At 65.2% G+C, this 19,219-nt stretch carries 15 protein-coding genes; 6 read left to right on the forward strand and 9 right to left on the reverse strand.

The features are described from left to right. Positions 1 to 43 precede the first annotated feature (43 nt). Positions 44 to 1,432, forward strand: coding sequence for an exodeoxyribonuclease VII large subunit (gene xseA, locus AAGT95_RS00335; RefSeq protein WP_342595152.1), 1,389 nt, complete (start codon positions 44 to 46; stop codon positions 1,430 to 1,432). A gap of 14 nt (positions 1,433 to 1,446) precedes the next feature. On the opposite strand, the gene AAGT95_RS00340 is transcribed toward xseA, so the two are convergent. Next, positions 1,447 to 2,253: an NAD(P)H-dependent oxidoreductase gene (locus AAGT95_RS00340; RefSeq protein WP_342595153.1), complete on the reverse strand. Its 807-nt coding sequence runs from the start codon at positions 2,251 to 2,253 to the stop codon at positions 1,447 to 1,449. Positions 2,254 to 2,367: 114 nt separating this feature from the next. Here AAGT95_RS00340 and AAGT95_RS00345 point away from each other — a divergent pair, with 114 nt between their 5' ends. Then, positions 2,368 to 3,315, forward strand: a complete 948-nt coding sequence (locus AAGT95_RS00345; protein ID WP_342595154.1) for a LysR family transcriptional regulator — start codon at positions 2,368 to 2,370, stop codon at positions 3,313 to 3,315. Positions 3,316 to 3,667: 352 nt separating this feature from the next. Here the strand turns inward: AAGT95_RS00345 and glrR are convergent, their stop codons facing one another. The 6 genes from glrR to AAGT95_RS00375 form a co-directional block, all read right to left on the reverse strand. After that, positions 3,668 to 5,047, reverse strand: a complete 1,380-nt coding sequence (gene glrR, locus AAGT95_RS00350; RefSeq protein ID WP_110599029.1) for a two-component system response regulator GlrR — start codon at positions 5,045 to 5,047, stop codon at positions 3,668 to 3,670. A 206-nt stretch (positions 5,048 to 5,253) separates the two neighbouring features. Beyond that, positions 5,254 to 5,796, reverse strand: a complete 543-nt coding sequence (locus AAGT95_RS00355; protein WP_342595155.1) for a hypothetical protein — start codon at positions 5,794 to 5,796, stop codon at positions 5,254 to 5,256. Next, the gene (locus AAGT95_RS00360) at positions 5,781 to 7,340 is read right to left on the reverse strand and encodes a sensor histidine kinase (RefSeq protein ID WP_240612308.1); all 1,560 of its coding nucleotides are present in this window, start codon (positions 7,338 to 7,340) and stop codon (positions 5,781 to 5,783) included. The genes AAGT95_RS00355 and AAGT95_RS00360 overlap by 16 nt, the downstream gene beginning before the upstream one ends. 818 nt (positions 7,341 to 8,158) lie before the next feature. Then, positions 8,159 to 9,469 (reverse strand): amino-acid N-acetyltransferase, encoded by a 1,311-nt coding sequence (argA, locus tag AAGT95_RS00365; RefSeq protein WP_110598831.1) that lies wholly within the window; start codon positions 9,467 to 9,469, stop codon positions 8,159 to 8,161. A gap of 120 nt (positions 9,470 to 9,589) precedes the next feature. After that, positions 9,590 to 10,858, reverse strand: a complete 1,269-nt coding sequence (locus AAGT95_RS00370) for an inorganic phosphate transporter (protein WP_110598833.1) — start codon at positions 10,856 to 10,858, stop codon at positions 9,590 to 9,592. Between the two features lie 55 nt (positions 10,859 to 10,913). After that, complete coding sequence (locus AAGT95_RS00375; protein ID WP_110598834.1) at positions 10,914 to 11,594, reverse strand: TIGR00153 family protein; 681 nt, start codon at positions 11,592 to 11,594, stop codon at positions 10,914 to 10,916. Between the two features lie 175 nt (positions 11,595 to 11,769). Here AAGT95_RS00375 and AAGT95_RS00380 point away from each other — a divergent pair, with 175 nt between their 5' ends. After that, positions 11,770 to 12,669, forward strand: coding sequence for a CYTH domain-containing protein (locus AAGT95_RS00380; protein WP_342595156.1), 900 nt, complete (start codon positions 11,770 to 11,772; stop codon positions 12,667 to 12,669). A gap of 63 nt (positions 12,670 to 12,732) precedes the next feature. Here AAGT95_RS00380 and AAGT95_RS00385 read toward each other — a convergent pair whose 3' ends face one another. Then, positions 12,733 to 14,682 (reverse strand): EAL domain-containing protein, encoded by a 1,950-nt coding sequence (locus AAGT95_RS00385; RefSeq protein ID WP_342595157.1) that lies wholly within the window; start codon positions 14,680 to 14,682, stop codon positions 12,733 to 12,735. Beyond that, a complete protein-coding gene (locus AAGT95_RS00390; protein WP_342595158.1) occupies positions 14,679 to 15,245 on the reverse strand; it encodes a heme NO-binding domain-containing protein in 567 nt (188 codons plus the stop codon). The genes AAGT95_RS00385 and AAGT95_RS00390 overlap by 4 nt, the downstream gene beginning before the upstream one ends. A 213-nt stretch (positions 15,246 to 15,458) precedes the next feature. Here AAGT95_RS00390 and AAGT95_RS00395 point away from each other — a divergent pair, with 213 nt between their 5' ends. From AAGT95_RS00395 to AAGT95_RS00405, 3 genes are all read left to right on the forward strand, one after another. Continuing rightward, on the forward strand, positions 15,459 to 16,361 hold the full coding sequence (locus tag AAGT95_RS00395) for an ion transporter (RefSeq protein WP_342595159.1): 903 nt from the start codon (positions 15,459 to 15,461) through the stop codon (positions 16,359 to 16,361). Positions 16,362 to 16,467: 106 nt separating this feature from the next. Next, positions 16,468 to 18,135 (forward strand): methyl-accepting chemotaxis protein, encoded by a 1,668-nt coding sequence (locus AAGT95_RS00400; RefSeq protein ID WP_342595160.1) that lies wholly within the window; start codon positions 16,468 to 16,470, stop codon positions 18,133 to 18,135. A 238-nt stretch (positions 18,136 to 18,373) separates the two neighbouring features. After that, positions 18,374 to 19,171 (forward strand): 5'-nucleotidase, lipoprotein e(P4) family, encoded by a 798-nt coding sequence (locus tag AAGT95_RS00405; RefSeq protein WP_425353326.1) that lies wholly within the window; start codon positions 18,374 to 18,376, stop codon positions 19,169 to 19,171. Positions 19,172 to 19,219: the final 48 nt, after the last annotated feature.

Here is a 19,219-nt window from a genome sequence, read left to right on the forward strand (position 1 = left end):
GTCGGCATCGATCATCCTTGCCGATTTCTTCTTGGGTCACGCCATGCCCCCTTTTACTTCTCAGCCTAACCCCCAGGCCCTCTCCGTCAGCGACCTCAACCGCCAGGCCCGCCAGATGCTGGAGCGCGGCTTCGGCGACTGCTGGGTCGAGGGCGAGATTTCGGGGCTGGCGCGGCCCGCGTCCGGGCATATTTACTTCAGCCTGAAAGACGCCAAGGCCCAACTCAAGTGCGCGTTCTTCCGCAACCGGGCGAGCCTGTCGCGCACGCCGCTGAAGGATGGCGACCGGATCAAGGTGCGCGGCCGGGTATCGATCTTCGAGCCGCGTGGCGACTACCAGTTGATCGTCGATGCCGTGCAGCCCAGCGGCGAAGGCGAGCTGATGGCGGCTTATGAACGGCTCAAGCGCCAGTTGAGCACCGAGGGCATGTTCGCCAACGCGCGACCGCTGCCCTACCCGCCCCGCCATCTGGCCCTGATCACCTCGCCCACCGGCGCCGCCATTCGCGATGTGCTGGCGGTGCTGCAGGCGCGCTGGCCGATGGTGCGCGTCAGCCTGTTCCCGACGCCGGTACAGGGGCGCGAGGCGCCGCCGGCGCTGATTCGTGCGCTGGCCTTGGTCAATCGCCAGGCACGTTATGAATCAGCAAGACAGGATGCCGAGCGTTCGGCGACCGAGCCGTTCGACGCCGTGCTGATCACCCGCGGCGGCGGCAGCCTGGAAGACCTGTGGGCGTTCAACGACGAACATCTGGTCCGGGCGATCTACCATTCGGCGCTACCGGTGATGGCCGCTATCGGCCATGAGGTCGACACGACCCTGGCCGAGTTTGCCGCCGACGTGCGCGCGCCGACCCCCTCCGCCGCCGCCGAACGGCTGGTGCCGGATCGCCGCGATCTCGAGGCGACGCTGAGTCAGCAGCGGAGAAGGCTCCTTCAGGCGTGGCGCGGGCGCTTCAATGCCGAATCCCAGCGCCTCGATCATCTACGTGCCCGGCTGCGCCATCCCGGTGAACGCCTTGCCCAGCAGCGCCAGCGTCTGGCGGGGCTGGATCGTCGCCTGCAACTGGCGATGCAGCAGCGCCTGCAGCGGGATCGTCAGCGACTCGAGACCGCCACCCGGCGCTTCGCGCGCCACGATCCGCGCCGTACCTTGCGCCAATCGCGGGAGCGCGTGGACCAGCTACGCCAGCGACTGGAGAGCGCCCAGCAGCGCCAGCTGCAGCGGGAACGCCAGCGGCTGGAGGGGGTGGCCCGGGAGCTCAACGCGGTCAGCCCGCTGGCCGTGCTGGGACGGGGCTACTCGATCCTCCAGGACGACGACGGCCAGGTCGTGCGCGCCGCCAGCCAGACCCAGCCGGGCCAGATGCTGACGGCCCGCCTCGGCGAGGGGCGCCTGAAGCTGGAGGTGAAGCGGCGGCTGAAGCGCTGAGCCATTCGCGGCCGCTAAGCGAGCCGCTCTTCGGGATCCCCCGGCTGTACCAGATGGATTCGCGTGCCGCCCTCGCCTTGACCCAGCCCAGGTTTGAGCCGCTGATCGGTATCGTAGTGTCCGCCGTTCTGGCACCGATAGGCGATCGGCGCGTCGCTGAACAACCCCGCCAGGCGCTGCTCGAGATCCGTCGCTACCTGCTGCCAGCCGGCATCATCCAGGCGGTCGCTCGAATAGACCGGAAACGGCGGCATGACCGCCAGCCCGGGATAGAACAGCGTGCCGTGGTGGATCGGCCACAGAATCTCCTCCAGGCTGCCATTGACGCCGCGATCGCTGTAGTGGCGCGCGCGCCCGCCGATCGGCACCATCAGCATTGCCCGACGACCGGCCAGCACGCCTTCACCGTAACGATCGCCCCAACGTTCCCCGCCGTGTTCACCGACCCCGTAGGCAAAGCCGAAAGCGAACACCCGGTCGACCCAACCCTTGAGAATCGCGGGCATGCCGAACCACCACAGCGGGAAGCTGAACAGCACCGCATCGGCCCACAAGAGCTTGCGCTGCTCGGCGGCGATATCGAGCGTCTGGGTGTCGGAGGCATAGGCGTGGCGGGATTCGGCGATGTAGCTCAGGCGCTCCGGGTCGACGGTGTCGGTGAAATCCTCGCGATCGGCGATCGCCTTCCAACCCATGGCGTAGAGGTCCGAGACCTGGACCTCGTGGCCCCGCGCCTGCAGGAACCCCACCGCCAGGTCCTTCAGCGCGCTGGTCAGCGACTGGGGCTCGGGGTGGGCGTGGACGATCAGAATATGGCTCATGGTCCGGTTCCTCGTTGTAGAAACGATCGGGGAGATGATCGGGTTCGGACCCTGATCTTGAAGCGTCATCTGGTATTGTAGAAATCCAATATTTTACGGCTTGGTATCAATTGAATGGATATCGAACGGCTGGACCTGAATCTGCTGGTGACCCTCGACACCTTGCTGGTAGAGCGCAATGTCAGTCGCGCCGCCAAGCGACTGCATCTCAGCCAGCCGGCGATCTCCACTCGCCTGACCCGGCTGCGCGAGCTGCTGGGTGACCCACTGCTGCTGCCCGCCCAACGCGGCATGATCCCCACCCAGCGCGCGCTCGAACTCCAGGCGCCACTGCACGCCGCCATCGAGGGCGTGCGCCAGGTCGTCGCCACCGGCAGCCCGTTCGAACCGGCCACGGCCCAGGCCACGGTCGCCATCGCGGCCAGCGACTATGTGCAGTATTCGGTCCTGATGCCGTTGGCGCTGGCCCTGAGCCGGGAGGCGCCGGGGCTCAGGATCGCCTGGCGGACGATAGATACCGGGAATCTGGATGCGCAGATGGCGCGTGGAGAAGTCGACCTGGCCTTGACCACCCCCGGGACGGCACCGGACAACCTGCGCATGCGCACGCTCTATCGCGAGGAGTACGTCGCCATCATGCGCCCGGATCACCCTGCCTTGTCGGAACCGCTCGATCTCGACACCTTTTGCCGGCTGGATCACGTCATCGTCTCGCCGGAGGGCGGCGGCTTTCACGGCCCCGTGGACGATGCCCTGGCCGCCGTCGGCCGGTCCCGCCGCGTGGCATTGTCGGCGCCGGGATTCCTGGTGGTGCCGGAGATCGTTGCGCGCAGCGACATGATCGCGCTGGTCCCCACCCGGGTCGCCGGGGACCGCGTCGGCCGGATCCGGCTGCTGGCTCCGCCGCTGCCCGTTCCCGGCTTCGATATGGCCATGGTCTGGCACGAGCGCACCACCACCCACCCGCTGCACCGATGGCTGCGCCAGCGAATCGGCGAACTGGCTTCGGATGCGCGGGAGGATGGCGGGGAGATACCGGTACCTGCACCAACCCTCACCTGAGCCGGCGCCGTCTGGAAAATCGACGATCAATAGTCAGGCAAAAACCGGCGGCAGATCGTCAGGATTGACGATCTGGACAGTGCCACGGCATGACGGACGCGCGCATATCGCGAGTCAAAACGGACCGGGCTGGCGTACCAGTTCAAGCGGGGCAGATGAATAGTGTGACCAGACTGGCTGGTGGACGCCGAATAGGCGAGCGCAGGCGGCTTTCCAGCCACGGCGTGGGGCGGTGAAATGAAAAACCCGATTCGGCAGTGTCATGCCGAATCGGGTGATCGCCCATCGAGGGGGTCGTGTCAGTTGGCCGGCTGCCTCGCCTTGGCGAGTTAGGAGCGCCGGCCGGCGGAGATCAGCCAGCCTGCTCCGGCATCGCGCTCGGCTTGAAGCTGCCGGGATCGAGGTCGTGGCGCGCGAGCAGCTTGTAGAAGTCGGTGCGGTTACGCCCGGCGATGCGTGCCGCCTGGGTGACGTTGCCTTCGGTGATCTTGAGCACCTTGATCAGGTAGCCACGCTCGAAGCCGGCGCGCGCCTCGCTGAACGAGGGCAGCGCGTTCTCCTCGGCGGCCAGCGCCTGGGAGACCAGCGCTTCCGGAATCATCGGCGTGCTGGTCAGCGCCACGCACTGCTCGACCACGTTGACGAGCTGGCGCACGTTGCCCGGCCAGCCGCTGGAGGCGAGCAGGTTGAGCGCCTCGGGCGAGAAGCCCTTGACGAACGGCTTATGTCGCGCGGAAACCTGCGCCACCATGTGCTTGGCCAGCAGCGGGATGTCCTCGGCGCGATCCCGCAGCGGGGGCAGCTTGAGATTGACCACGTTGAGGCGGTAGTAGAGATCCTCGCGGAAATCGCCCTCGTGCATGGCACGGTCGAGATCGCGGTGAGTGGCGGAGATGATTCGCACGTCGATCGGGAACGACTTGGTGCTGCCCAGCGGACGGACCTGACGCTCCTGAAGTACGCGCAGCAGCTTGACCTGCAGCGGCAACGGCATGTCGCCGATCTCGTCGAGGAACAGCGTGCCACCGTCGGCGGCCAGGAACAGCCCCTCGTGCTGGCTGACCGCGCCGGTGAAGGCGCCCCGGGCGTGACCGAACAGCTCGCTCTCCAGCAGTTGCTCCGGTAGCGCGCCGCAGTTGATCGCCACGAACGGCTTATCGGCGCGGGGGCTGGCCTGGTGCATCGCGTTGGCCAGCAGCTCCTTGCCGCTGCCGCTGGGTCCGGTCAGCAGCACGCTGACGTCGGAGGCGGCGACCATGTAGGCCTGTTCGAGAATACGCTCCATCTGCGGGCTGCGGGTGATGATCTGGGATCGCCACGCCTCGCCACCTTCGCCGCGGGTGGTCGGCGTCTGCTTGAGCGCCTCGTCGATCGCCTCGAACAGCTCGTCGCGGTCGACCGGCTTGGTCAGGAAACTGAAGACGCCCTGGCGCGTGGCGCTGACGGCATCCGGAATCGAGCCATGGGCGGTGAGGATGATCACCGGCATCCCCGGCATGCGACGCTGCAACTCATGGAACAGCGCCAGGCCGTCCATCTCGTCCATGCGAAGATCGGATAGCACCAGGTCCGGCGAGGTCTCTTCGACATGCGTCAGCGCTTCGCGACCGCTCTCGGCGGTGGTCACGCGGAACCCGCGGCTTTCCAGACGCATCCCGAGCAGCTTCAGCAGGCTGGTATCGTCGTCGACCAGCAGAATGTGAGCCGTGGTGTCGCTCTTGCCGGGCTGCATGGCCGGCGTCCGTACCGGGCGGGGCTTCTGAGCTTCTGTATTCAATGACATGGGATTGGCACCTCCTGCCACCGCTTGTACCTTATCGCTGCCGATCAGGCTGTGTCACGTTCGTTGTGACGCGGTCGCGCGCGCCGAGATATGGCCTGGCATCGCGCGGATGGCTTGGTTTTACGTGAGTGTTGTCGCGCGCAGCTTGCGCGTCGTTAGTCGCGGGCGTTGATCGTCCGCTCGATATCGGTCAACGCTTCGAGCTTGTCCGACATCTCCTTGAGCTGTTGCTTCAGCTTCTCGTTTTCCTGCTTCAGTGCCCGCGTATCATTGCCTCCCGCCCGCTGACTCCCGTTCGTGCCTCGCGAGGCGTAGAGTTGCCGACGCTCCTCGAGTTCGTTAAGCCATTGCTGCAGCAGGGGCTGCAAGCGGGCCGGTGCCGAACCGATCGAGGCCTTGTAGAAATTCGAGGCCTGGGCCCATTGAGCGGGGCCATCCCAGGAGAGCACCACGGCTCGTACGGCCTTCTGGTCCATGCGGCTGCGACCGACCCGCTCCAGCACCTCTTCACGCCACTCGTCATCGCCCCGCTGCGCTTCCAGCCCGAACGCGACCCAGGAATCGACCAGGCAGACATTGTCGGCGTAGGTGGGGATGTCGCCACAGCCATACTGCTTGGGTTCGCTGGACAATGACTGGCAACCCACCAGCGCCAGCATGCCGAACAGGGCGAGCGTCGTTCTTATCTGACTGACCATGTTTCTTTCCTTGCCTCACCGCCCGGAAACGTATCGTCCGGCGCGGCCTCGTTATCGTGTTGCGCTCCACGTACCGAAGCGCTGGCCCACGGCAGCGTGAGCCGGAAGCAGACGGGCAATTCGGTATCATCCACCAGCGCCAGCTGTCCGTGCTGCAGTCGGGCGCAGTCCGCGGCGACCGAGAGTCCGATGCCGGAGCCCTTGAGCGGCCCCTTGCGACGCGCACTGCCCTGATAGAACGCTTCGAAAAGGTGCTCGCGATCCGACTCGGCAATGGGCTCCCCGCTGTTGGCGACATCCAGTGCCAGCCAGTCGCGCTGATGGGTGGCGCGAATCACCAGTTCGCCACCGTCGCTGCCATAGGCGATGGCGTTGGAGATCAGGTTGTCCAGCACCCGGGCCGTGCGCTCCCGGTCCGCCTGCCAGGTCAGCGGATGGTGCGGACTTCTGACCTGCATGCCCTTGTTGTCGAGTGCCAGGCGGTGCTTGGAGAGAACCTCCTGGATGACCGTCGCGACATCGAACTGGGTGACCTTCATTCGGCGACTGTTCTGCAGCAGATTGTAATCCAGGAGCTGCTCGATCAAGGTCTGCAGCTCCAGGCCATTTTCGTCGATCAGCCGCACGACCTCGCTCTGGCGCTCGTTGAGCTCCCCGGCCACGCCGTCGGACAACAGTGACGTGCCCTCGCGAACGCTGGCCAGCGGCGTTTTCAGCTCGTGCGACATATGGCGCAGGAACTGCTGCTTCTGCGCTTCGAGTTCGGACAACCGACCCGACAGCCAGGTCAGCCGCTCGCCCAGCTGGACCAGCTCGGCGGGCCCCTGGATGCGGGTGGGCGTGTCGCTGTGATCGCCACTGCCGAGGCCGAAGATCCGGCGCTCGAGCTGACGGATCGGGCGCGTGATCAGCCAGGTGAAGAACAGCATCAGCATCAGGCTGGCGGAAACCAGGGCCGCGGTCTGCATCCACAGCCGGGCCTTCACCGCGTCGGCCTGTTCGCGGATATCGGCGATGCGCGCGTCGATCAGGTCGTTGGTGGCATCCCTCACCGCGTCTGACTCCGCGGCAAATCCCGAGAACCGCTGCAGGAACTCGCCCATGTCATCGTCGACCGACGACGGCGGGAGCACGCGGAGTTGCCGGAAGCGCTCGACCAGCGACTGGAAGTCGGGATTGTCGCGCATCAGCGGCTCGTGCTGTTGGAGCAGCTCACCGAACTGCCGGGCCTTCTGGTTGTAGATATCGCGCAGGCCCTCCTCTTCGATCACCGCATACTGGCGGGCGCTGCGCTCCATCTGCAGCGCCAGCGAGCTCAGCATGCGGGCGCGGCGGGTCTCCTCGACGGCCTGGCGAGCGCTCTGGTCGGCCAGGCTCGAGAGCTGCGACAACGCCTGCCCGGCCTGGAACATCAGCACGGCTATCGGCAGCATGACGACGACGAAGGCCAGCAGTACCAGTTGCAGAAGCGAGCGAGGCCGCCAACGTCGGGAGAGCTCGGTGGTCATGAGATTCGCTCTGTGCAGGATACCCATTGGGGTCATGGATCGTTCCGCAAGGATAACATCTTTGTTGAAAGCCCATTCAGGTCGAACCGTTGAGCGCGAATCCGCACTTCAGCCGCCGGTCGACAGTGCCGGTGCCGATCGTTGGCGGGAAATCCACTCAAAAAAAGAGGGCCGGCAGAGCCGGCCCAAGGTACGCAGGGAACTGAAGGGTCGAGAACGACCTTGAAACACTGCCTGAATCAGCTATTCGAGATCGCTCCCGTGGCCCGAAGGCCTCGAAGCCAGTATTCGACTGAGCCATTCAGGGGCTACCGAATACCGGGGCGGCGAACCGCCTGCTTCGTCTTTGAGCCGGTCGCCGGATTATGATCCGGCAGCCGGCTGCAATGGGTCCCCTCTCACGAGGGGGAAGGCATCCTTGCCGGGGCATCCTTGCCCAAGTGGTGCATCTCCTTGCCCGATGGGCCGCACCCGTCTCATCGCAACCTAAGTCACACATCGCGTGGAGCGGACGCTGACGAATCCTGAAGGCCCTGCACAGGGTAGTCGAGGCACCTGACAGGATTCGGCGAGCCGAGTCCGAAGACATCGTCTCGTCGCTCTCGACCTAGTTATTGCGATAGACGTGCCAATATTTTAAAAATCAAACAATATCAATAACTTAAAAAAACACACTTTCCATCTTCCGGGCCGCCAGTTGCCGATTGCCGCGGAGGGCCGAAAAAAAGGGTCGAAAACGTCGGCTTTGACCGACGCTTTTCGACCCTATTTCTCATATCTCAACAAAATCAAAGACTTGATGCGTCGTCGATTGGAGACACCATGACGGCAAACCGGCCGGTTCAGGTGTCGCTTTACAGCGACTTGAGCAGCACCTTGGAGCGCCGGGCCTGATCGTAGGTCCCGCGCTTGAGGTCCGGCAGCGCTTCCGGCGTGGCGAGCGAGAAGCCGCGTTCCACGAACCAGTGGGTGGTATGGGTGGTCAGGGCGAACAACTGGGTGAACCCTCGGCGACGCGCGCGCCGCTCTATCTCGGTCAGCAACGTTTCCCCTCGAGTTCCCCGGCGATAATCGGTGTGCACGGCCAGACAGGCGAGTTCTCCCATCTTCGCTTCAGCGTAGCCATGCAGCGCCGCACAGCCGATCGCCATGCCGTCGCGGTCGATCACCACGTAATCCTCGATCTCGTGTTCGAGCCGCTCGCGGGTCCGAGCCACCAGCATGCCACTGGCCTCGAGCGGCTTGAGCAGGGCCAGCAGGCCACCGACGTCATCCAGCACGGCCTGGCGCAGCAGCTCGTAGCGATTCTGGGTGATCATGGTGCCGACGCCATCGCGGGTGAACAGCTCGCCGAGCAGGGCGTCATGATCGCGCCACGAGAGCAGGTGGGTACGGCCAACGCCGTGGCGGGCCGCGCCGCAGGCGGCACTGAGGTGGCGGGAGAGTTCGCTGCCGGGGCTGGCCCGTTCGCGCAGGATATCGGCCTCGTCGGGGGTCAACTGGCGCTGCAACTGGCCGTCGTCGTCGTGCAGTCCGGCCGACTCGCCGAGCAGGATCAGCTTGTCGGCCTTGAGCGAGACCGCCACGTGCTGGGCGATCTCCGAGGCATCGAGGTCGAAGACCTCTCCCGTACGGGAGTAGCCCAGGGGAGGCAGGATCACCAGGTTGCCGCCGGCGAGCAGGCTCTCGATGGCCTCGCTTCGGACCCGACGCACTTCCCCGCTGTGGTCGAAATCCACGCCGCCGCGCACGCCCAGCGGCTTGGCCGAGACCAGGTTGCCGGAAACCGCCGTCAGCTCCACGCCGTGCAACGGTGTGTTGGGCAGCCCCAGGGAGAGCTGGGCCTCCAGCTCGAGTCGGTGGACCGCCGCGATCCGCTCGACATGATCCATGATCTCGCGATCGGCCACCCAGCGTCCGTCGACGTGAACCGGCTCGATCTCGGCACGCTCGAGAGCGGCGGCGACCTGGGGCCGAATGCCGTAGACGAGCACCACCCTCACGCCCAGGGTGTGTACCAGTGCCAGATCCTGCAGCAACTGCCCCCGCCACGACGACGCCATCGCCTCGCCCTCCACCAGAATGACGAAGGTCTTGCCACGGTGGGCATTGACGTAGGGCGATGAGTGGCGAAACCAGTCGACGAAGGGAAAACGCGAGTCCAAGGGGTTGACGCTCCGGCAGTGAGACAGGGCTCTGACGAGTCTGCGCCAACTATACCAGAGCGTCTCCGGGCCGGTAGACCGGCCCGTCGCTTACGGAGCGTTGCGGCGCAGCGCGAGCCGTCAGCCGAACATGCCCTTGAACATGAAGAAGAAGGCGATGGAGAGTAGCGCGCCAGCCGGCAGGGTGATCAGCCAGGAGAGCACGATCGAGCCGAGCACGCGCAGGTTGAGTGCCGCCATGCCGCGCGCCAGCCCCACCCCGAGTACCGCGCCGACCAGCGTGTGCGTGGTCGAGATCGGCAAGCCGGTCCCGGAGGCCAGCACGACGGTGGAAGCGGCGGAGAGCGTCGCCGCGAAACCGCGGCTCGGGGTCAGCTCGGTGATCCCGGTGCCGACGGTGGCGATGACCTTGTGGCCATAGGTCACGAGTCCTACCACGATCCCGCCGCCGCCGAGTACCAGGACCCACCACGGCATGGTGGCCGAGCCGGTCACGCTGCCGCTGTTCTCGACCACGCTGATGACCGCCGCCAGCGGGCCGACCGCGTTGGCGACGTCGTTCGAGCCGTGCGCGAAGGCCATGGCGCAGGCGGTGAACATCATCAACACGCCGAAGATGCGCTCCACGCTGGAGAAGTCGTAGTTGCTGCGAGCCCGCCGATCGCCGCGATTGATGCGGTTTTCCAGCAGCAGGCCGAACATCATGATGACAACGCCGAACGCCACCGCCAACAGCAGGCTCTCGCCGAAGGTCAGGTGCAGGCCGACGTGGGAGAGCCCCTTGACCAGGGTCACCATCGAGACGATGAAACCGACCAGGAAGATATACCCCGGCACGTAGCGCTTGGCCGCCGCGAACGGATCGGGGTTGTCGAAGATCAGCACCTGCACGGAACGGAACAGCATGAAGGCGAACACCCCCGCGATCAGCGGCGAGGTGATCCAACTGAGTGCGATCGTTCCCACCGACCCCCAGTTGACCGACTGGACCCCGAGCCCGGCTACCGCGAACCCGACGATGGCGCCGACGATGGAGTGGGTGGTGGAGACCGGCCAGCCCTTCATGGACGCGATCATCAACCACGATCCGGCCGCCAGCAGCGACGCCAGCATGCCGTAGATCAGCATCTGGGGATCACTCTCCAGCAGGCCGGGGTCGATGATGCCCTTGCGGATCGTCTCGGTGACCTGCCCCCCGGCCAGCCAGGCGCCGAGGAATTCGAAGATCACCGCGATGATGATCGCCTGCTTGATGGTGATCGCCTTGGAGCCGACCGAGGTTCCCATGGCATTGGCGACATCATTGGCACCAACCCCCCATGCCATGAAGAAACCAAAGACACAGGCGAGAATGATGAAGACATCACCGTATTGCGCAATGATGGACATAGGCTTTGTTCGCTTGAGTGGCGTGACGAAGGCGTAGAATGACGAAGACCCGCGTTCAGCGGGCCGTCAGTATCTGCAGGCGGCTACCCACGCGCTCGGCGCGGTCGGATAACTCACCGATCCATTCGATGATTTTATAGAGGAAGATCACATCGACCGGTGGCAGCTCCGCCTCGAGCTGGAACAGCTGGCGGCGGATCGCGACCTGTTGGTCGTCGGCCTGGTGCTCGAGATCGTGCAGCTCCCTGATCAGTTCGTGCATCACGTCGGAGACATTGCGACCGAAGCCAGACTCGAGCAGGTCCTCGAGTTCTTCCAGCGCCTTGCGCGCCTGGTCGACGGTATCCACGGCGGTCCGCAGGTAGTCGCGCATCGGCTCCGCCAGCGGCTCGGGAATGCTCATGTTGCGACCGAGCATGATCCCGGTGATATCCCGGGCCTTGTTGGCGATCTTGTCCTGAACGCTGATCAGCTCCAGCAGATCGGAACGCGATACCGGCAGAAACATGGTGTTGGGCAGATTGAGGCGCAGTTGCGTCTTGAGCTCGTCCGCTTCGTGTTCGAGCCGGGTGATCGCCTCGCGATACTTGCGAGCTTCTTCCCAGTCGCCCCCCAGCGCGGCATCGAAGAAAGGCAGCAACTGGCCGGCGCATTCGCTGGTCTTGACGATGTGAGCCAGGAGCGGTTGGAACGGCGATCGTCCAAACAGCGCCGAGAACGGATTGGTACTCACCATAACGTGGCCTGGATGCGTTGGAAGTGGCGGCGCCAGTATAATGATTGCGTCCGGATGCGTCATGAAAAATTCATGTTCCGCCTCGGCCCGGCCTCGGAGCGAGCGATCCCACCACCGCTCCCGGACGGGAGACTTCAGACCGGCAACCCATGACCGGCCACCATCAGGAAGCTGCATGAGCGAAGAGATCGAACTCAAACTGGCGCTATCATCCGAGGGCCCCGCCCTGCTGATCGAGCATCCGCTGCTCCGCACGTTGACCTCCCGCACGGTTTCGCTGGGCAACCAGTACTACGACACCGCCGAATCGGCCCTGCGGTCGCGACGCGTCGCCCTTCGCGTCAGGCGCCAGGGCGAGCGGCGCCTGCAGACGCTCAAGAGCGCCGCGCAGAGCCACGGCGGCCTGTCGAGTCGCGGCGAATGGGAGTGGTCGCTGGATGGGGTCGAGTGCAATGCCGCCGGCCTCGACGTGCAGGGACTTCGCGCGCTGGAGCACCCCGCCCTTTCCGGGCTGGCGCTGGAGACGCTTCGCCCGGTCTTCACGACCGACTTCGAGCGCCGACTCTGGCACTACCGGGATGACGAGGGTGAGATCGAGATCGCCCTCGACCAGGGCGCCATTGATGTCGGTGCCGCCACTCTGCCGATCCGCGAGCTCGAACTCGAGCTCAAGCGGGGGGAGCCCGCATGCCTGTGGACGCTGGCCAACGCCTTGTGCGCGCCAGCCGATGCCTCCACAGCGCCCCTGCCGGCACGCCCGGCCAATCACAGCAAGGCCAGCAGGGCCTCCTGTCTTGCCAGTCGCTGGCCGGAGCCGACAAACCCGGAACCCCCCTCGGTGGATTCGCTGATCGACGCCATCGATAGCTGGCAGGACAGCCAGGACCGCGCCTGGCTCGCCAATGCCGAAGCCCAGTGCGAGCGACTGATCGAGCGCTGGGCCATCGACGAAGACGCCTCGTGCCGGGAGGCCGGCGAGCGAATCCTGGCGGACCTGCGTGACGGAAACGTTCCCTGGCGAAGCCGGGACTGGCTGGCCCTTCGGCAACTGGCCGCACAAGCGTCGGACCAGTAGCTGCCGGAAGACCTGAAGCTGGCGCCGAGCCTGCTGGAGCCGGGCCCGATCCAGAAGCGTCGCTCAGGGCGCGGGGAGCGATGTCCCGCGAGTCCGTGACACGCAAGACAGGCCGGCCAGGTAAGGCTTGGGCGGCCGAAAGTCCTGCACCAGGCGGTCCAGCGGCAGCGGTCGGGAGTAGATGTAGCCCTGGATATCGGTAGCGCCCCAGTCGTGCAGGATCTCCAGGGTCTCCCGCTCCTCGACGCCCTCGACGACGATGCCGTAATCGAGACGCTGGCAGAGTGCGACCACCGCCGACAGCACGTGGCGCTTGCGGGGCAACGAGGTGACGTTCATCACCAGTTCGCGATCGATCTTGACCGTATCCATGGGCATCGAGGTCAGCTGGGCCAGCGAAGAGTAGCCGCTGCCGAAATCGTCGAGGGCGACGCGGATGCCGGCCTCCCGAATCCGATCCAGGCTGCGGAACGCCTTGATGGGGTCGCTGAGCACCGAGGTTTCGGTCACCTCGATCTGCAGCCGGGTAAGGGGCACCCCGTGGCGCCTCGATGCCGCGATCATGTCATCGAGCAACCCCGGATCCATCAACTGACGGGTGGACAGGTTCACGCTCAGCAGGAAGTCACCGCCGAAACGCTCGCGCACGATGTCGTCCCGCAGCAGCGGCAGTGCCTGCTCCATCAGCATCTCCCACAGCGGCGCGATCAGCCCGGAGCGCTCCGCGACCTCGATGAAACTCGCCGGCGCCACGATGCCCTCCGTCGGATCGTGCAGCCGCATCAAGGCCTCGAAGCCGCGGACCTCCCCCGTCGATGAATCGACGATCGGCTGCACGAAGCAGCGCACGCCGTTCGTCGCCAATGCCCCGCGGATCAACTGTTCCGCACGGCTGCTCTGGCGCTCCCACTGGCGTAGCGACTCGCTGTAGTAGCGTCGCGAACCGACGTCGGAAAGGCGCGCGTTGGCCAGCGCCAGGCGGGACTGATGACGCCACTCGTCCACGCTAACCGGTTCGGCTGGATCGAGCACGGCCACCCCGCTGACATGCGACAGCCAGACCTGCTGCCCGTCGATCTCCACCGGCTGCGAAAGCAACGCCTCGAGCGGTTCGAGGGCTTCGTCCAGCCGCGCAACCTCGTCGGTCTCGAACACCATGGCGAAGGTATGCTCCGGTAGCGCGATCAATGCCACTCTCGGTGGCAACTGCTGGCGCATTCGCTGGACCAGCCTGCGCAGGGCACCGACGGCATCGTCGACGGCGATACCGTCGAACAACGACGCCACGTTGAGCAGCTGGAATTTGACCGGCGCCAGCGGTGGCAGCGGAGAGCGCACCAGACACTCCTGCAGGAGCAGTTCGAGATAGGCACCGTTGGGCAGCAGCGTCATCGGATCGCCGAGCCGCTGCTCCGTGGTATCGGTCTGGGTGCCGGCCATGCGGACGGCCACCCCGCGCTCGTTGCGCTGGCACAGGCCTCGGCACAACACCATCCGCCAGGCGCCGCGCGCGTCGCGGATGCGGTATTCGACGGTCACCGAGGCGGTCAGGCCGTCGAGATGCTGATAGAGCGACCGCTGCACGTCGGCGCGGTCGTCTTCGTGGATGAGCGCCAGCCAGTCGTCGAGTCCACGCCGTCCTTCGTCATGCGGCAGCCCCAGCATGCTCGACCACCGTTGAGAGAGCATGAGCTGGCCGCTATCGATATCCCACTCCCAGACCCCGTCGTTGGTCGCCGTCAGTACCAGGTTCAGGCGCTGGGTTCGCTCCTGCACCCGGTTTTCCAGCTCATCGCGGGACGTCTTGAGATCGCGGATCGTGCGACGCACCGAATCGAGCACGAAATTGTTGAGTTGCGCCATCTTCTGCAGCGCGATCTCATCGCTGTCGGTGTGGACGTGAAACTCGAACTGGCCATCGACCGCCTGACACAGCTGGTTGCTGAGGGAGTCGATCTCCGCGATCAGATCCCGCTCGCGCGCTTCGGCGCCGGTCAAGGATGCTTCACTCATGGCACCGGCGCCTCCCTGAAGGTCATCTCGAAACGGCAACCGTCATCGCCCCGATGTCGACACCGGGTCTCCACGATGGTGCCGGTTTGCGCATACTCCTCGAGAATTCGCGCAAACAGCGCGTGATAGAGCGAGCAGAGCCCGTTGCCCGAGCGATACTCCACCACCAGCCGCGACGGTGCCTGCTCGACGATACGAAACTTGTCGCTGACCCGGCCCCGGAGTTCGGGATCGCGAATGCCGGCACCGAGCGAGGCATGGATGGCAGGCTGACGGGTCAGGAAGGCTTGCGCCGACTCTGCCATCGAGAAGAACATGGGATAGTGTCGACGTGTCCACTTGACGAACAGGTCCGCATACAACGCCATCAACGCCTCATGGTCGAGTTGCAGGTAATCGCCAGCGGCCGCGAAGAAAGCCAGCGTATCGGCATCGTCGTAATCGACGTCGATCCGCCGCCCCAACGAGACCAGGCCGGCCTGGGCGGCGATGGAGTCGACGACCGAGGGGCCGTAGCGGGTTTCGATATGGTCGATGAGGACGCGCTGAATCAATCCGATCATGGCAAGACCACTCTGGAGTCTGTTACCGCTCCGACATCGGTCAGCGGCGTCAGGCGACTTGGTCGCTTTCCGCAGGATGCAGGCGATGGCCGCCGGCGTTCTCGAAGTATCATTAGCATTATCGGCGGCCGAATCACGAAGTTGAGCGCCGTCTACATCCATTATCGAGCGCACTCGACGCGCCACCTATCACCAGGGACAGGAACTGACTTGATGCAATCGGGCGATTCACTGCTACGCAAGCGGCTGTTTCAAATCATCTTCGAATCGGACACACCGCAAGCGAAGGCTTTCGACATCGTTCTGATCACGCTGATCCTGGTGAGCGTGGGAACCGTCTTTCTCGATAGCGTGCCGGGTCTGCATGCACGCTACGGGAGAATCTTCTATTTCATCGAGTGGGGATTCACCCTGATCTTCACGCTGGAGCTGGTGCTCAGGCTCTACTGCCTCGACCGCCCACTGCGCTACCTGCGCAGCTTCTACGGGGTGCTGGACCTGCTCGCCATACTCCCGACTTGGCTCGCCCTGTTCATACCCGGCGCACAATCGCTGCTGGTGGTCAGGGTGCTGCGGGTGCTGCGCGTGTTCCGGGTCCTGCGACTGATGGAGTTCGTCGGCGAGGGTCGCGTGCTGGTGGAGGCGCTGCAGCGCAGCCAGCGCAAGATCCTGCTGTTCCTGACGACCATATTGCTGATCATCACCATCTTCGGCGCGTTGATCTACATGATCGAGCCGCCGGAGGCCGGTTTCACCAGCATGCCGAGGGCCATGTACTGGGCGATCGTCACGCTGACCACCGTCGGATACGGTGATATCGCGCCGGTGACGCCACTGGGGCAGTTCATCTCTGCCGTCATGATGATTCTCGGCTATTCGATCATCGCCGTCCCCACCGGAGTCTTCTCCGCCGAGGTGATTCGATCGATCCAGCGCGAGCGCTACTCCGAGGAAGCCTGCCCGGGCTGCGGTCACGAGGGACACGAACGCGGGTCCAAGTACTGCCGTTTCTGCGGCACCTGGCTCGACGAAGAGACCGAGGATCCCCATGCGTCTTCCGCCGAAACTGCCGACACGGCGCCGGATTCTCCCGAGGCGGACGCGAAAGGCGATTGAGGCCTTGGGGTGACCGTGACGTTAACTTTTGTCATCAAACTGTGACGCAAACCCGACAGACTCCCACGATGCCGCGTCAGGCTGTTCGTCATCATCGGGAGTTGTCATGCAATCGCTTCGTCCTACGCTCCGCAGCGGCCTCGTGGCCATGCTGCTGCTGTTCGCGCTGCTGATGTCGGTCATCGGCGGCGGCAGCTATCTCGCCATGAAACAGGCGCGAAACGCCTTCGATTCGGTCTACACCCTCAATGTGGTGCAGCTCGGGATGGCGCGCGAACTCTATGCCGAACTGCTGCAGACCCGAGTCCTGCTGGACAGCTATCAGACCGATTACAACCGCCTGCGCGTCAAGCCCGCCAAGCAGACCTGGGCCCAGGCCCAGGCCACCCTCGCGAGCGCGAAGCAGCGCCTCGCGGAGATGCCCCCGGCAGCCCCGGACTCGCCGGGCAGCAATCTCGCCGATCGCTTCCAGGCGCTGATCGACGACGGCATCCAGCCCGGCTTCGATACGCTGAAGGCGTGGAATGTCTCGGCCTACCAAGCCAGCGTGAAGCAGGCCAACGACCTGACCGCCGCGGTGGATGCCAGCCTTGCCAGCCTGTCCGCCACCGCCAAAGCCAATGCGGTGGCGGGAGCGGCCGCCATGAAGCGCGACGTGCATCTCCTGCAGGTGGGGCTGACTGCGGCGGCCGTGGTCACGCTGGCGTTGATCCTGTTCGCCTTCTTCATGTTCCAGCGCCATCTGCTGCGCCCGCTGGGCGACGTGAGGCGACACTGCGCCGACATCGCCCAGGGCGACCTCAGCCGGCGCCTGTCGACCCGAGGCGTGAGGGAGATGCGGCTGCTCAAGTCCGGCGTGGATGCGATGCAGGTCGCGCTGCTGGAGCTGGTCTCGCAACTGCAGCGGGAGAGCCGGGCGGTGCGAGGTGATGCCCAGGAGTTGACCGAAGCCAGCCACACGCTGAACGACCAGAGCCGGCAACAAGCCCAGGCGCTCCAGCAGACGACCGCCAGCATGGAGGAGATCACCGCTACCGTCTCGCACACGGCAGACCATGCCGACCAGGGCCAGGCGCTATCTGAGGAGAACCGACGCCGGATCGATACCAGCGGCGACCAGGTCTCGACGGCCGTCACCGAGATCGAGGCGGCTCAGGCCCGCTCCGAGGCATCACTGGAAGTGATCGGAATGATCGACTCGCTGACCTTCCAGACCAACCTGCTGGCGCTCAATGCATCGGTCGAGGCGGCCCGGGCCGGGGCGCAGGGTCGCGGGTTCGCCGTGGTGGCCGAAGAGGTTCGCAGCCTGTCGGTACGCTCCGCCGAAGCCGCCAGGACCATCCGGGCCCAGATCGAGGGGACGCACCTCCAGGTCAAGAAAGGCGCCCAGGTATTGACCCAGGCCAGGGAGACGATGGCCGCCGCCGTGCAGTCCGGCCAGCAGCTCGGCCAGTTGCTGGAGGGTATCGCGCTGTCGTGCCGGCAGCAGCGCGACGGCATTCATCAGATCGATCAGGCGATCAACGCCATCGACATCGCCACCCAGCGTAACGTCGCGCTGGCGGAACGCACGCTCAGGGCCACCCAGGAACTGGACGCCCGGGCACAGCGCCAGCAGGAGCACAGCAATCGGTTCAAGCTGGAGGCGCCAGTGGCGGAACTCGATGCCGAGAAGCCGGCGAGCACCGAGCCGGATAGCATGGGTCTGGCCGATGATCGGCCTCGCCTCCCCGTAAAACGGCACCAAGAGGCGCAGGAGGCGCTGCCGGTTTGAGAGCGCTCCCGGCTCCCTCCCGGGCGGCGCCATGCGCCGATATCATGGGAGGGTATTTGTGAGACATCACGCCGAGCTAGGCTAGACAGCGTGGAACCAGCGGCGAAGTACGCATTTCAGCGAAGTCGCCACCTGCTGTCAGCCGATCCATGATGCCTCAAGGGGATACGCCGCCACGTTTCGGCCTGCCCTGCCATGCTTCCCGGCCACCGTGCCACCAGCTCAGAAGGACGTTTCAATGAACGAGACCAACAACACGATCGACACGAACGGCACCCGGCGCCGACTCTCGTGGGTGGTAACGACCGGCTTGATGCTGGGTATCGCCTCGACCTCCCAGGCCGCTGCCGCCGATGATGCCTGTGCCCCAGAGGCCTATGCGATGGCCCTTCGCTACCAGCAGCAGTCGGCCGAGGTCGACGCCCTGCAGCGACAGAGCTACGCCCTGGCCACGGCGAGATTGCAGCAGAAGATCGCCGCTCACCCCGAAGCGGACAACCTGGCGATCATGACCGACCTGGACGAGACCGTCATCGACAACTCGGCGCTCCTGGTTCGCGACATGCAGGCCTGTCACGACTTTACCGGTTGGGATACCTGGAAGGTATGGGAGCGCGAGGGCCACCCACGGTTGATCCCCGGTGCGCGCAAGTTCCTGAATTACGCCGATTCCCAGGGCGTGACGATTTTCTATGTCTCCGACCGCTACGAGGAGAACAAGGCGTCGACGCTCGCGACGCTACGCTCGCTGCACCTACCTCAGGTCAGTGACGCCCAGGTACGGCTGCTGGGCCCCTCGAAGGGAGAGCGGCGCGCCGCCATCGAGCGCGATCACGATCTGGTCCTGCAACTGGGCGATTCGCTGGCCGACTTCTCCAGCGATTTCCATCACGCCGACCTGAAGGATCAGCACCGGCTGGTAGCCGAGGACGATGCCCGTTTCGGCGATGACTGGATCATGTTCCCCAACGCCAGCTACGGCAGCTGGAGCGACGCCGATCTCGAGGCCTGGGCGGCGCCCCTGAAGACTCGCTAGCGCGGGAGGCGGGACGCCGCACGTCCCGCCCTTGATGGCGGCCAGCCC

The organism is Salinicola lusitanus, from assembly GCF_038648475.1.
Classification (GTDB): Bacteria; Pseudomonadota; Gammaproteobacteria; order Pseudomonadales; family Halomonadaceae; genus Salinicola; species Salinicola lusitanus.